Source organism: Marinococcus sp. LNSP9103-4 (assembly GCF_056034345.1).
Genome location: NZ_JBQLIA010000011.1, coordinates 20,039 through 34,588 on the forward strand (window position 1 = coordinate 20,039; position 14,550 = coordinate 34,588).

At 44.8% G+C, this 14,550-nt stretch carries 14 protein-coding genes; 6 read left to right on the forward strand and 8 right to left on the reverse strand.

Annotated elements, in window-relative coordinates; genetic code table 11:
* Positions 1 to 69 precede the first annotated feature (69 nt).
* The 4 genes from ACTRXG_RS09175 to ACTRXG_RS09190 all read left to right on the forward strand — a co-directional run bounded on the left by ACTRXG_RS09175 (position 70) and on the right by ACTRXG_RS09190 (position 4,634).
* Positions 70 to 1,353: an extracellular solute-binding protein gene (locus ACTRXG_RS09175; protein WP_474279551.1), complete on the forward strand. Its 1,284-nt coding sequence runs from the start codon at positions 70 to 72 to the stop codon at positions 1,351 to 1,353.
* A 78-nt stretch (positions 1,354 to 1,431) separates the two neighbouring features.
* On the forward strand, positions 1,432 to 2,730 hold the full coding sequence (locus ACTRXG_RS09180; protein ID WP_474284734.1) for a sugar ABC transporter permease: 1,299 nt from the start codon (positions 1,432 to 1,434) through the stop codon (positions 2,728 to 2,730).
* A gap of 5 nt (positions 2,731 to 2,735) precedes the next feature.
* Positions 2,736 to 3,578, forward strand: a complete 843-nt coding sequence (locus ACTRXG_RS09185; protein WP_091614322.1) for a sugar ABC transporter permease — start codon at positions 2,736 to 2,738, stop codon at positions 3,576 to 3,578.
* Between the two features lie 33 nt (positions 3,579 to 3,611).
* Positions 3,612 to 4,634: a LacI family DNA-binding transcriptional regulator gene (locus tag ACTRXG_RS09190; RefSeq protein ID WP_474284735.1), complete on the forward strand. Its 1,023-nt coding sequence runs from the start codon at positions 3,612 to 3,614 to the stop codon at positions 4,632 to 4,634.
* 141 nt (positions 4,635 to 4,775) lie between these two features.
* Here the strand turns inward: ACTRXG_RS09190 and ACTRXG_RS09195 are convergent, their stop codons facing one another.
* From ACTRXG_RS09195 to ACTRXG_RS09220, 6 genes are all read right to left on the reverse strand, one after another.
* Complete coding sequence (locus ACTRXG_RS09195; protein ID WP_474262725.1) at positions 4,776 to 5,405, reverse strand: flavodoxin family protein; 630 nt, start codon at positions 5,403 to 5,405, stop codon at positions 4,776 to 4,778.
* Between the two features lie 372 nt (positions 5,406 to 5,777).
* Positions 5,778 to 6,443 (reverse strand): haloacid dehalogenase type II, encoded by a 666-nt coding sequence (locus ACTRXG_RS09200; protein ID WP_474284736.1) that lies wholly within the window; start codon positions 6,441 to 6,443, stop codon positions 5,778 to 5,780.
* A gap of 63 nt (positions 6,444 to 6,506) precedes the next feature.
* Positions 6,507 to 7,280, reverse strand: a complete 774-nt coding sequence (locus ACTRXG_RS09205; RefSeq protein WP_474284737.1) for an SDR family NAD(P)-dependent oxidoreductase — start codon at positions 7,278 to 7,280, stop codon at positions 6,507 to 6,509.
* A 154-nt stretch (positions 7,281 to 7,434) separates the two neighbouring features.
* Positions 7,435 to 8,097 carry a TVP38/TMEM64 family protein gene (locus ACTRXG_RS09210; protein ID WP_474284738.1) on the reverse strand — a complete coding sequence of 221 codons (663 nt, stop codon included), beginning with the start codon at positions 8,095 to 8,097 and terminating at the stop codon, positions 7,435 to 7,437.
* 532 nt (positions 8,098 to 8,629) lie between these two features.
* Complete coding sequence (locus tag ACTRXG_RS09215; RefSeq protein WP_474284739.1) at positions 8,630 to 9,079, reverse strand: hypothetical protein; 450 nt, start codon at positions 9,077 to 9,079, stop codon at positions 8,630 to 8,632.
* Positions 9,080 to 9,193: 114 nt separating this feature from the next.
* Positions 9,194 to 10,021 (reverse strand): manganese catalase, encoded by an 828-nt coding sequence (locus tag ACTRXG_RS09220; protein ID WP_322527202.1) that lies wholly within the window; start codon positions 10,019 to 10,021, stop codon positions 9,194 to 9,196.
* Between the two features lie 393 nt (positions 10,022 to 10,414).
* Here ACTRXG_RS09220 and ACTRXG_RS09225 point away from each other — a divergent pair, with 393 nt between their 5' ends.
* Complete coding sequence (locus ACTRXG_RS09225; RefSeq protein ID WP_474262714.1) at positions 10,415 to 10,840, forward strand: MaoC family dehydratase; 426 nt, start codon at positions 10,415 to 10,417, stop codon at positions 10,838 to 10,840.
* Positions 10,841 to 10,894: 54 nt separating this feature from the next.
* Here the strand turns inward: ACTRXG_RS09225 and ACTRXG_RS09230 are convergent, their stop codons facing one another.
* A complete protein-coding gene (locus tag ACTRXG_RS09230; RefSeq protein WP_474284740.1) occupies positions 10,895 to 12,550 on the reverse strand; it encodes an alpha-keto acid decarboxylase family protein in 1,656 nt (551 codons plus the stop codon).
* A gap of 110 nt (positions 12,551 to 12,660) precedes the next feature.
* Positions 12,661 to 13,401 (reverse strand): type I methionyl aminopeptidase, encoded by a 741-nt coding sequence (gene map, locus ACTRXG_RS09235; RefSeq protein ID WP_474284741.1) that lies wholly within the window; start codon positions 13,399 to 13,401, stop codon positions 12,661 to 12,663.
* Between the two features lie 258 nt (positions 13,402 to 13,659).
* Between map and ACTRXG_RS09240 the strand changes: the two genes are divergently transcribed.
* Complete coding sequence (locus tag ACTRXG_RS09240) at positions 13,660 to 14,487, forward strand: hypothetical protein (protein ID WP_474284742.1); 828 nt, start codon at positions 13,660 to 13,662, stop codon at positions 14,485 to 14,487.
* Positions 14,488 to 14,550: the final 63 nt, after the last annotated feature.

A 14,550-nucleotide genomic window follows, 5' to 3' on the forward strand; every position in this document is an offset into this window, starting at 1 on the left:
TTTGAAAGCGATTTCATAAAAACGTTTATGCAAACGTTTGCTTTCATAACTAAAGTAGGGGGAAATGACATGAAGAAAAGACTTAGATGGCTGGCGATTCCTTTCTTAAGCGGAGCAGTTATACTCACAGGATGTGCACCCGACAGAGATGGAGGTGCTGAAGAAAGCGGTGGCAGTTCGGGAAATGAAGAGCCGGATAAACCAGAAAGCTTAAAAATTTGGGCAAATGATGATGACCGGCAGGTAAACGCATATAAAGAAATTACAGAAAACTTCACTGAAGAAACAGGTATTGAAGTTGAAATAGCGCGCCAGGACTTTGATGGACAAACAGAAAAAATTTCTCTGGATGGTCCGGCAGGTAATGGTCCTGATTTATTCTTCCAGCCACATGACCGGATTGGCGATATTCAGCTTCAGGGACTTGCCTCTCCGCTGGATGCAGATGATGAAAGGCTGGGGGAATACCAGGAAGAAGCTGTCCAGGCCATGACATATGACGGAGAGCTTTATGGAATCCCTTCGGTAACAGAAACTTATGCGTTACTGTACAATAAAGAAATTTTGGAGGAGCCTCCGGAGACTCTGGATGAGCTTGAAGAGGCGGCCGAAGAACATACGGATGCAGGCAATGATGAGTACGGGTTTCTTATGGAAGCAGCCAATTTTTATTTCACCTACCCGTTTGTAACAGCTTATGGTGGATATGTTTTTGAGCAAAATGAAGACGGAACCTATAATACGGAAGATATTGGACTTGCCACTGATGGAGCTGTAGAGGGCGGAGAAATGATTGGTTCGTGGTACGAAGAAGGTTATATTCCTCAAGGAATAACTGCAGATGTTATGAATGGTTTGTTTGAAAGCGGGGATGTTGGAGCAGTAGTCAGCGGACCGTGGGCGCTGCGGGGTTATGAAGAAGCAATTGGTGAGGAAAACCTGGGTGTAGCAACTCTGCCAACGACAGAAGACGGCGAAGAACTAACTTCGTTCTCGGGAGTAAAGGGATGGATGGTCTCTAATTTCGTCGAAGATGACCGTAAGTATTGGGCGGAAGAACTGGCATTATTTATGACCAATGAAGAAAGCTCAAAAACATATTTTGAAACCGCTGGAGAAGTTCCGGCGAATACAGCGGTCGTGGAGTCAGATCTCATTCAGGAAGACGAATATTTTGCAGGATTTGCTGAACAGACCAGACATGCAGAGCCAATGCCAAACGTGCCGGAAATGACGCAGGTATGGGACCCAATGGCAGACGCGCATGAATACATCGCAGAAGGAGCTGCCGCAAAAGAAGTGCTTGAAGAAGCTGAAGGCGAAATAGAGCAGGAGATTGAACTGCAGGAATAACTATAGGCTTTCAAATGATGGCGCGGGCTTTTGAACATTTCTGATAGCCCGCGTTCAATATTTACACAGGGGGTTCTTATGCAAAATGAAAGGGCACTTTCACATAATAATAAACAGTCCCAACACAGTGTACGTCTCGCTGTACTTTTAAGTATCATCCCTGGGGCAGGGCAATGGTATAACAGGAGATGGATTAAAGGAACAATTCTCTTTTTGATGGCGGCCGCATTCATTATCTCTTTTTTTCAGTTCATTAGTGTAGGCCTTTGGGGTTTGCGCACACTTGGTACTATTCCTGGGCTTGATGATTCCCGGGCATTAATTATTCAAGGAATACTATCATTATTTCTAATAGTGGTCGGAGCAGGATTTTACATTTTTAACCTCGTAGATGCCCGTCAGGACGCTGTCAAGATTTCTGAAGGCTGGGTCCTTCCCTCGGTAAAGGAAGCATTTAAAAACTGGTGGGACGCTATTTTTCCGTATGCGCTTATAACGCCTGGCTTTTTACTGCTTATATTTGTCGTCGTTTTTCCACTGCTCTTTATGATATTACTCGCTTTTACTAATTACGACCGGTACAATGCACCGCCCGGAAATCTGCTGGAATGGGTAGGGTTTGAAAACTTTCTCAACATTATCAATGTACCTATTTGGCGGGAAACTTTTATATCTGTACTTTCCTGGACACTAGTATGGACATTTGTTGCTACTACACTTCAAATTATATTGGCCCTTGTTCTCGCTGTTTTCGTAAACGATGAAAGAATAAAAGGAAAAAAGTTGATCCGAACGGTATTTATCCTTCCGTGGGCAGTACCAGCTTTTGTAACAATCCTTATATTCGCAGCGCTGTTTAATGATAATTTTGGCGCCATCAATCAGGGAATTATGGAACCATTATTTGGGCAGAGTGTGCCATGGCTTACAGATCCTCTATGGTCGCGTACAGCTCTTATTATGATTCAGGTATGGCTTGGTTTTCCATTTGTATTCGCTTTATTTACCGGAGTTCTGCAAAGTGTGTCTAAAGAGTGGTACGAAGCAGCAGATGTCGACGGCGGATCAAAGCTTCAAAAATTTCAATTTATCACCCTGCCTCACGTATTATTTGCTACGGCACCTCTTCTGATCATGCAGTATTCGTTTAATTTTAATAATTTTAATATCATTTACTTATTCAATGAAGGCGGCCCGGCAGTGAGGGGACAAAATGCCGGAGGAACAGATATATTAATTTCCTGGGTTTATGAACTTACTTTCCAGAATAATATGTTTAACATGGCGGCTGCCATATCACTAATTATGGGTCTGATGATTGCAGCATTTGCTATTCTTCAATTCAGGCGCACAAAATCATTCCAGGAAGAGGGGTAGAGGTAATGTCGGCACGTATGAAATCCCGTTTAGAAGTAACTGGAATTTATGCAGTGATAGCTGTAATGTTTATCATTATTTTTTATCCGCTGCTTTGGACATTTGGATTGTCTTTAAACGAAGGCACTAACCTGTATTCTTCGAGCATTATTCCAAAGAACCTTTCGTTCGAACATTACATTTGGCTTTTTACGGATCCCGCAAGTAATTATGTGACGTGGTATAAAAACACGCTTATCGTTGCGGCTACGGTTTCTATTGTAGCTACATTTTTTGTAGCTTTGACTGCATATTCATTTTCAAGGTATCGTTTCCGGGGAAGAAAGTACGGTATATACACATTTTTAATTCTGCAAATGTTTCCTGTTCTGATGGGTATGGTGGCTTTATACATTTTATTGAATACGGTGGGGCTGCTGGATTCACTTTTAGGACTAATTTTGATATATTTAGGCGGAGCGATACCGATGAATGCATTCCTTGTAAAAGGATATTTTGATACAATTCCTAAAGAATTGGATGAATCAGCAAGAATTGATGGAGCAGGACACTTTTCCGTATTATTTAAAATTATGCTCCCACTTGCAAAACCTATACTCGCTGTAGTGGCATTATTTAATTTCATGACGCCATTTATGGATTTTCTGCTGCCAAGCATTATACTAAGAAGTGAAGAAAATTTTACGCTGGCGCTTGGTTTATTTAATTTTGTTAACGACCAATTTTCAAATAATTTCACTCGCTTTGCAGCTGGTTCTGTTTTAATTGCAGTACCAATTGCAACGGTTTATTTACTTTTACAGCGGTGGTTAATTTCAGGGCTCACCTCTGGAGCGACAAAAGGATAAACCATGAGAGCTGGCAGGAAAGAGGGACCCCTAGTGGCTGTAACGATAAAAGATGTGGCAAAACGTGCGAATGTAGCGGCGTCTACAGTATCGCGGGTCATTGCTAACAGCTCTAAAATTAGCCCCGGCACAGCACGCAGGGTTCGTGAAGCAATCACAGAGCTTGACTATAATCCGAATTACCATGCCAGGAGCTTAGTTAAAAATACAACGAACACTATAGGTATTGTTATGCCGAGGTCGGCCCAGTCGACATTTCAAAACCCCTTCTTTCCAGAAGTGATCAGAGGGATTACGTCTGAAATACATGACAAGGATATAGGGTTATATTTATCTACTGGGCAGACGGAGGATGAAATTTACAATGAAGTGGTGAAAATGGTGGTGGAAAGCCGGGTAGACGGTATAATTCTTTTGTATTCTCAAGAGAATGACCGCATCATGCCTTTTCTATTAGAAAAAGATTTCCCCTTTGTATTAATTGGACGTCCTTCTGAACAGTTAAATCAAATATCCTACGTTAATAATGATAATGTGAAAGCAGGCGCAATGCTTACAGAATACCTGCTGCTCCTTAATCACACAAAAATTGGCTTTATCGGTGGAAATGAAAATTCGATGGTAACGAAAGATCACTTAGAAGGATATGCAAATGCCCTGGAAAAGCGGGTGATTCCGTTTCGGGAAGAATATGTTGTATACCGGGAAGAAATCAAAGAGGGCGGACAGGAAGCGGCTATCGAATTAATGTCACTTGCGAATCCACCGACTGCAATAATTGCTGCAGACGATATGATGGCTTTTGGGGTACTGCGAATGATTCAGGACATGAACAAAAAGGTGCCGGACGACGTTTCCATTGTCAGCTTTAATAATTTTATGCTTTCCGAGCTATCCACTCCGCCCCTTACTACGGTGGATATTCACATATTCGATTTAGGGGCGCGGGCAGCAGAGAGCTTAGTGAATTTAATGCATTCAGGCAACAAAGATATTCAGCATACCATTGTGCCTCATCATCTCGTAAAAAGAGACTCATGCACCGTGTGGAATTAAAGAAAAATTTTGCCGGGTCTTTCAGCTGTACAGGTAAATAACGTGTGACAAGCCTGCTTGCCGCTGATGCATAAGCGGTTAAATAAGCATAAAACCCCTCTGTATTCCGGACAGAGGGGTTTTTCTGCTGGAAATTAATAATTACTTATTCATCGTATTGCCTTCCGGCGGGATAGGGTGTTCCTGAAAAAACGAAGCCAGGTGCCATGTGTTGTAGGCAAGCATCTCTACGTGTTTTTTTGTGAATGCATTCTTTCGTCCGTCGCCGTCCATATAGGAAGGGCCAGGGCCGGCTTCTCCGACCCAGTAAGCATCCACATGTGGCGGAATAACAAAACCAATATGGGAGAGGGCGTACAATACAGCGGCTGACGCGTGCTTTGCTCCGTCTTCGTTTCCCGTAACGACAACACCGCCCACTTTGTTGTAGTAGATGGCCTGGCCGACAGCGTTGGTATCACCGCTGCTGCCGTAGAGCCGCTCAATGGCCAGTGTGGCCAGGCTGCTTTTTTCTCCAAGCCAGAGTGGGGTTCCGATTATTAGGATATTCGCTTGTCGCACTTGTTCAAAGATCAGCGGCCATTCGTCGCCGTTCCCCATATCGCCGCTGATACCATAGGGAATATAATAATCAGCAAGACGAATAGTTTTTGTTTCCACACCTTTACTTTTTAAAATATCGAGCACTTCATTCGAAAGAGCTTCTGTATGAGACGGCTCCGGGGAGGCTTTCAGAGAAGCGTTGAGCACCAGTGCGTATAGATGGCTCATGAAACATCTCTCCTTATTATTCATCGCGTGGATGAAAATATAATGTAACGCACGACTGGGTCGGGGTGATAATGAAACGAGCGCTCAGCTTTGAGAGGAAAGAAATGAAGGGAGGAGAGTTTCTGGCGACAGAAAAAAACCAGGGTTTTCACCTCCGAAAATTTCAAAAGCACAGAGTGATTAACCAAAAGGCCTTTGATCCATTAATGCAGCCCTGGCGTACATAATATTGGATGCATATGAAGCGGCAAATGAATACTGCCTGGGAGAAAGTTATATATCTTATACCCGTTACATAAGAAAAAATCCGTCCGGGCCGTGTTTTTGCCATGGCCGGGCGGAATTTATATTTGTGGATTTGTTTTAAAAAAATCAGTTTTCGATTAAAGGCAGGAGCGTCGTGTAGTGATAATCCGGAGGCAGCTGAAGCTCCTCTGTTGGCTGTTCATTTCGGTTGATCCAGGCCGTAGTGAAGCCAAATGCTTTAGCGCCACTGATGTCCCAGCCATTGCTCGATAGAAAGGTAATTTCATGGCGAGACGCTCCCACGGTGTCTAAAATAAGCTGGTACGATGCCGGGGAAGGCTTGAATTGTTTAATATCATCAACACTGATAATGTGATCGAGGTAGTCGTTGACTCCGGCCTGTTCAAGCAACGGCTCGAGCATGTCTCTTGACCCGTTACTGAACACGATCAGGGTGGCAGACTGCTCTTTAAGCTTCTGCAAAACATGCATGCTTTCTTCAAAGAGCGATAAATGATTGTAGGCCTTCATCAGCTTTTGCTCAGTTTCCTGGGTCCATTCGGCGTGATGGGCAGCTAAAGAGAACCGCAGCGCGTCTTTGGTAACAGAAGAAAAGGGCACGTATTTTCCCATTGCCTGACGGAGAAAGGAGTACTGGATTTGCTTTTGTCTCCAAAGCTGGCCGATGCTTTCCCCCTTACCGGGGAAATGTTCCTCGCAGGTGGCATCGACCGATTGAATATTAAACAGAGTTCCATAAACGTCAAAGGCAAAAATGGAGTTTGCAGACATGGAAAAGCTCCTTTGTTAATTTATATTTTCGGAGTACACATAGTTAAAAGTCCGGTGGCCGTATTACAGCCCAAATGAAGTCATACCGCCGTCAATGTAAATGTTCTGACCATTGACATAGCTCGACCCGGGAGCAGCCAGATACAGGACAGAGGTTTTGAGCTCGTCGAGACGGCCGGTACGCTGGATCGGGGTGCGCCGTTCTACGGAGTGACGGAAATCGTCGTCTTCGAGGGATTCGGCATTAAAATCTGTTTTAAAGAACCATGGGCTGATCGCATTCACCGTAATACTATACGGGGCAAGCTCGCCCGACAACTGTTTAGTAAAGTGGATAAGGCCTGCCTTGCTCGGGCCGTAGACAGAGCTGAAAAATAAGCTTACGCCGCCGGCAACCGAAGCCGTATTCACAATGCGGCCGTAATTGGCTTTTTTCATGTGGGGAACAACGGCCTGGGTCATGAGAAACGCAGACTTCATGTTCGTATTGAACACATGCTCCCAGTCCTCTTCACTTATATCCTCTACCTTGCCATAAGCGGCGGTGCCGGCATTATTAACAAGCACGTCGATCCGGCCGAAGTCCTCCATAATACGCGATACAGTCTGCGAAACCTGCTCTTTGTCCGTAACGTCACAGGTGAGAGGAGTTACTTCTGCATTCGTTTTGCTTCTGATTTCGTCAGCTGCTTCTTCAATTTTACTTTGAGTGCGGCCGAGAATAACCACGTGGGCTTCTGCTCCGGCGAGTGTTCCGGCCATAGTTTTTCCAATACCGCTGCCGCCGCCGGTAACTACGGCAACCTGTTGGGCCAGAGAAAATAAGTTCATAGACATACTATCGATCCTTTCATTTTTTGTTCTAAAGAAAATATAGAAAGAGAAAACAGGAATACCCTCTCCGGATACCCCTGTTTCTATTCATTCAATCTATGGGTTTTTACGCTTCGGACCAGATCACCGGCATGTCAACGATTTCAGCCTTATAACTTTAAGGCTTGTCAGTAGAAAGTCCGAGCCACCGTTTTACGGGCTCCCGGAAATAATACGTGATGCCGATTAATAATAAAAATAAAGTTGCAGCAATGATGAATATTAAAATATTGCCTGAAGCAATACTGGCACCTAGAAAGCTGTAGGCAAATGTTCCAGGAATCATCCCCAGAACGGTGGCAAGAATAAATGAAGAGAAACGGACCCTGGCGATTCCACCTGCGTAGCTGAGTAAGTCAAAGCTCACAATAGGAATGAGGCGCAGGACAAAAATGTATAAAAATCCGCGCTTTTCCATTTGATTGAACAGCTTTTCCGACCAGGAGAAGCTGTCCATTTTTAATACTGAGCGGCCAAACAGCCGGGCCATAATATACCCTGTGGAGGCGGCCCCTGTAGCCCCGATAATGATATAAAGAACACCGGGCCAGACACCAAAGGCAAGACCTGCTCCAAGCGACAGTACAGAGGTGGGAAAGAAGACAAACGGGCCGATAGTGTAAATAATGAAGAAAATCACCGGTCCCCACCACCCAAACGACAATACGAAGTCACGGATATCGGGCGGACGGATCTCCAAATGAAAATGGGTGAAGTAAGAAACAGTGCCGAATGCTAATAAAATCAAAGCAATTTTCAGCCAGCGCGGAAGTGGGAGCACAATTCTTCATCCCTTTCGAAACATAGACGTACTGAGTGTTATTCGTTATTAATGCATTTATATCGTTAGTAAGCGGGAAACACTATTGTCGGAACAATGTATCACGGTGGAAAGTAATTATTCAAAGCATACGTACCGCGATGTAAGGAAGCTTACACGCCATATAAAAATAAAGCGACTCACAGAACAGAAATGAAAATAAATGCAGCTTCGAAATAACGGTTGCAGCGATACGGGGGATGCTGTAACTGCTGGAAAAAAAGCGTCTGCACATGGTGGAAAGCAGAGCCTTATTCTTGAAGCATTGAAGGTGGAAGCCGAAACGAAGAAATAGAAAAAGCCATGACTTCCGCAGCCGTGGCTTTTGTACAGAGAATATGTGTAAACACTGGCACTGATTTATAACTATCTGCCGGTAAAATAAAAAGAAGCAAAAGATATCTGCTGTGTATATGGTTGAATACGACCCTGAGCGCCAGCGGGACACATGGGCGACGGCTTCCCAAACTGGTAATTTGTGCAGCCGGATATTTTAATTAGATCCAAACGGCCCGTGGGGATTATGGGAGTAGGAGCTGTTCTGATTCTTGTCATCCCGGGAGAGACTTTGTTTGGCTTCGTCTTTCGTTTTCTGCACTTCCTGTACAGCTTCCTTACCTTCCTTTTGCACAGTATCCTCAATCTCTTCACTGGCTTCTTTAGCGGTGTCGGCGATTGTCTTCGATTCCTGCTGAATCTGTTGAAGCTGCCAAATGAGATCTCTGCCGTATTTTTCATAAATCGTATGCAGCTGAACACCTGTCGTTTTAAAGAGCTCGAGGGAACGCTGGAATCTGTTTTTTACTTCTTCCGTATCAATGCTTTCACCGACTTCTTTTTCTTGGCTGGATGACCTCACTGTAAGCCAGGCAATGCCGCTTCCAACAATGACTGTAGACAAAATCGCAAGCGGAATGACGTTCTGTTTAGACGTATTCGTCATTGGTACCTCCTTTTAACTGTAGGTGATTTGGATAACTAATCTGGTGATAAATAAATAAGGAAGAGAAAAAGATCTCTTCCTTATCGGTAAAATTTATAAAATAAAATGTGCTGCTTACTTTTTGTCCATGTCCGGAAGGGTGTTGTGCATATAGTCAGGGGCTGGTTTCAGCTCCGGCTTGCCGCCATGGGCCTTTGGCTCGGATATATACTCAAAGGACTGGCCGTCCGGTGCTTTATCTTTCAGCCAGTTGAGGTTCGCGCTTTGCTCTCCTTCCGAGAAGTTCATCAGCTGATGGGAAAACTCGGTTGCTTCCCATTGGGCCGGTACGGTGGATGGTGCCGTAAAGCCTTCTTTCTGCTCGAGTTCCTTAATCGCTGCCGCCCACTGGTTCTGGTGCATCGTGTCCCGGGCGAGTAAGAAGGAAAGCATCTGGCGGACACCTTTGTCTTCGGTCATTTCATACAGGCGGGCCACCTGGAGGCGTCCCTGCGATTCCGCGTTAAGGTTGGCACGGAAATCACTGAGCACATTGCCGCTCGCAATAATATAGCCGGCGTTCCAAGGGACCCCGTTGCTGTCTTTAGGCACAGCGCCAAGTCCGGAAACGATCGCATGCTGCGGGTTCATGTCACCCATAATGGATTCGACAATGGGATTTTTCGCTGCTTCTTCCTGTTCTTCCACAGGCGCGTCATCAAGCAGCTGGGCGATCATGGTCGCGATCATTTCGATATGGCCGAATTCTTCCGTGCCGGTATCCATCAACAAATCCTTATACTGCTCGTTGCCGCGGGTGTTCCAGCCCTGGAACATGTACTGCATCGCTACCGAGATTTCTCCGAACTGGCCGCCGAGAATCTCCTGCAGCTTTTTGGCAAAGACGGGATCCGGACGATCTGGTTTCGCGTGAAATTGCAGTTCTTTACGGTGAAAAAACATAAATGAATATCCCCTTTTTGTAGTAAATAGTTAGTTGGTCTAATTAAATGTGTATCGTCCGATTTATGAATAAAACAACATACCGCCCTGGCGCCTGGTGGCCGGCCCTCCTTTCCAAAATCATAAAAAAAGAGCCAGAAAAAGGAGGTCTCTCCCTTCTCTGGCTCATAACTCAGCTTTTTATCTGGTTATTCCCGCCATGCAATATGTTGTACTGCTTATGTTATAGCCAATAATTAAAAGGTTTAAACGTAGATGCTCTATTTATTTTAAAAAGCCTGCAGAATTTTTAGAATGGCGAAGATTTTAATAAGCCAGGGGGAAGTATGCTAATATAGACCTGCTGTTAATGTAAGTGATCCAATTAAAGAAGTCGGAGAAAGGAGGGGGAAAATGAAGCTTGATACATTTACCCTGGGGCAGATATTTGAAACAGATGCCTACAGAGTAACGAAGGAGGATATCCTTCGGTTCGCGCGTGAATTTGACCCACAGTATATGCATATAGATGAAGAGAAAGCTGCAGCAGGAAGATTCAACGGTATTATTGCTTCGGGCATTCATACGATCAGCATCACGTTCAAGCTCTGGGTGGAAACAGGGATGTACGGAGAAGAGGTCGTTGCAGGTACGGAGATGAATCATATTAAGTTTATGAAGCCGGTGTACCCGGGCGACGAACTGCGGGCTTATGCTGAAGTGACGAAGATAGAAGCAAAAAGAGAAACGGAAGGTATACTTACAGTGATGCTCAGAACATACAATCAAAAGAATATAAAGGTATTTGAAAGCGAATTGTCGGCCCTGATCAAACGTTAATTTCGTATAGAAAAGCCAGCCCGTCATCATAATGGGCTGGCTTTTACGTATTTGCTATGAACCGCCGCCTTCGGCAAATTCACGAAGCCGCTTCAAGTGGATCGGGGCGTCCATCTGGTCATCAACGTTCATTTCAATAAAATAAAGTGTATCCTTCTGATCGATCTGTGTGACAGCCTCCTCGAAGTCAGCAGAGGTGGAGACGCTTATCGTTTCAGCATCCGGGTAAAAGCTTTTCACAAGCTGCACGTAGTCCCAGCGCGGAATGTCATTGTAGCGGGCGTGTGTATTTTCTGTATTCAAATAACGTTCTACAGTGTAGCCGTCATTGTTTAAAAAGAAAATCACCGGCTTAAGATTCTGCTCGGCCATCGCGCTCAGCTCCTGAGCGGTCAGCTGGAACGAGCCGTCCCCGATAAATAAAAGCACGCGCCGCTCCGGAGCGGCAAGCTGGGCACCGAAAGCTGCCGGCAGGGCGTACCCGATGCTCTGCCACGATCCCTGGGAAATAAACAGCGTATTCTCAGGCAGACGTACATGCGGCAGACCGTAGGAAAAGGTGCCGGTTTCAACGACAACAATATCCTCGGGCCGCAGCATTTTTTGAATAACTGGATAGTACGTTTCCGCCAGCAGTCGTTCAGAATAATGTTCGGAAGGAAAATCGTAGAAGGACGGAAAATACCCTGGTTTTTCAAATGTACGGCACTCCATGAATGTGAGGGCATCAATCACTTCTTCGACTGCGGTATTGTAACGGGCTTTGTTCTGAACGGAAATGTGTTGCGGCTGAATGTCAATCCGCTTCTCCACCGGGAGATCGGCGGTGAATTTCGCCATGTTAAAGTCGGATTGAAGCAGGCCGGCAGTAATAATTAGATCGGCGCTTTCTACGTAATCACGCACCTGCTGGCTGCCAAAGGCACCGCCGTATATGCCGATGTACAGCGGGTGCTGCTCATTAAATCCGCTTTTTCCCTGCATCATTTGGGCTGTTGGAATATTTAAGTGCTCCGCCAGCTGTAAAATCATGTTCTCCATATGGTAGCGGGATGTAAAAATATCCACAAGCAGCACTACGTTTTCTGCGTGATCGATCGTCTCCTTCATCAGCTGGGCGGTTTCCTGCACGACCAGCTCATCGCTCGTATAAGAGAGCTCCTGCTGCACTCCCGGCATTTCAATGGAAGTGGCTGCTACGTCCTGAGGGACGTCAATATAGACTGGCTTTCGTTCACGGACAGCGGAAGCGATAGCTTTCGGGATTTCTGCGGTGGCGTTTTCAGCAGTGATTTTCACTGCGTAGCACGTGATTTCCTGGTGCATACGCAGAAATACCGAGTAGTCGCCGTCCATCAGGGTATGATGGGCTTTAACACCATTTTCCTGCATGGAAGAGGCAGGGGATCCGACAATTTGAATTAAAGGGATATGTTCACTGTAGGCGCCGGCGACAGCGTTGGAAGCGCTCAATTCCCCAACGCCAAACGTGGTGATTAGGGCACTGAGCCCTTTGACGTGCGCATATCCATCAGCGGCGTAGCCGGCATTCAACTCATTCCGGTTATCGACAAAACGTATGCCGCTGTAAGTTTCGAGTTCATCCAGCAGAGCGAAATTATAGTCGCCCGGTACGCCGAATATTTCTGTAATGCCTTCTTTTTCAAGGCAGTCGTATAAAAAGGAACTGACTGTTTGTTTTGCTGCCATAATGTACCTCCTGAACTGGATAATAGTAGCCTGTTCCCGTATCAGCGGGAATTTAGACATAAACCAGGAGGGGAATTGCCCGCAGCAGTTAATAAAGAAGAACTGCGCTTTTACAATGTAGTAATAACCGGTCCGTCCTTAGTAAGAATAATTGTATGCTCGTATTGAGCCACATAGCTGTCATCAGTCAAAAGGGTCCATCCATCGTCAGACTGGAAGACCTCCTCTTCAGATGTAGAGATAAAGGGCTCAAGAGCAATGACGGTACCGTCCTTAAAAATTTCATCGTCCCAGCGGGAAAAGTAGCTGAAAATATGCTCCGGCGGCTCATGAATTGAGCGTCCAATACCGTGGCCGGTAAGATTTTTGATGACAGTCAATCCGTGCTTTTTAGCTACATTGTGTACTGCCTTTCCGAGAGTACTTTTTTTCGATCCTGGCTTTGCCTTCTCCAGGCCGGCATCAAAAGCTTCTTTCGCAGCGTCGCAAATTTTTTGTAAAGCTGGTTCAGCATTACCGACCACAAAGGAAACCCCGGTATCGGCGAAATAACCATTCTTCGAGCCTGAAACGTCGATATTGACGAGATCTCCTTCCAGAATGACCCGCTCGCCCGGAATTCCGTGCGCCACTTCTTCATTGATGCTGATGCACGTCTGACCAGGGAAATCGTACACTTTCTTTGGAGCAGATTGAGCTCCTGATTGTTCAAAAAGCTCTTCTGCAATATCGTCGAGTTCCTTTGTGGTAATACCCGGTTCAGCTGCCTGAACTAATTTATCGCGAATCGCTCCGCATATTTCACCAATTTCCTGTAATCCCTGAAAATCTTCTTCCGTTTTTGCAATCATTGTGTATCCTCACTTTTTAAGCATTTTATGATGAACATTTCATATAGATTCTATCATAAAAAAATTTAAGGGGAAGCAGCCTGAACGATGAAAAAATCTTCATTATGATAGTGGTACCAAAATTTGAATAGCAGCCAGGCTGTTCCTCATTTAAAAATGACGAACCATTATGGTAATGTTGAACACAATTACCAGACATTAGAGTGATGAAAATGTTCATGCAAGTATTTGAAGGATAGTACAAAGGAGTTTCATTATATGAATAAGCAATTAATTATGGTTGGCCTTTCATCGTTATTAGCATTATCCGCCTGCGGTGCGCCGGATGAAACCGGCAGCGGTTCAAGTGAAGAATCCGCAAGGGAAGCTCAGGGATCGTCAGATGATTCTTCCAGCAATAACGAAGAGGAGACACCGGCATCAAGTTCTCAAGAAACGTCTGAACGTTATGAACAGCTACACGAAACGATGACAACGTTTAGCCTTCCCGAAAAGGGCCGTATAAGTAATGAGGAAGCAGAATTAAGGTTTGGGGAAATTCTGCGGCCTGAAGACGATTATGAAGATGTAATTGTTTATGATAATTCGATGATTTTTTATAAAGATACAAAAGAAACATATACTTATTCCTGGATTAATTACGATACATTATCGCAGGAAGACAAGCCTGAGCCGTATGGTACGCAAGCATTAGGGGCATTAAAATATAGAGTGAATCATAAAATGGCGTTTTATCCTTCAATATTTGAAGAAAACGCAGGAAGACCGTTGAAAGATTTAGATGAATATGAAGGAGAGAAAAAATCCCTTATCGAATCAGGAGCACTTGAAGAAAAAGCAGAAGAAGGAGATAACCTGACGGGCTACGAGGCTATTGAAGAAGGTTCACGTAATTCTTTAAGTGAACTTTATCAGCTTGAACCTTACGTTGAACAATTCGACGCCGTACACGATTGGACGACGGAAACGATCTATTACTTTGAAGAAGCGAGATCGTATGACGAAGACGAATGGAAAGAAGCGTATAAGTATTACAAAAAAGGTGTCGACAATATCGACGAATTGGAAAAAGCAATAAACGAATAGCCTGTTATGTCCTTCCTTCTCGATTCGGAAGATACGCCGTTTATTGATTGCTTCGCTATTACA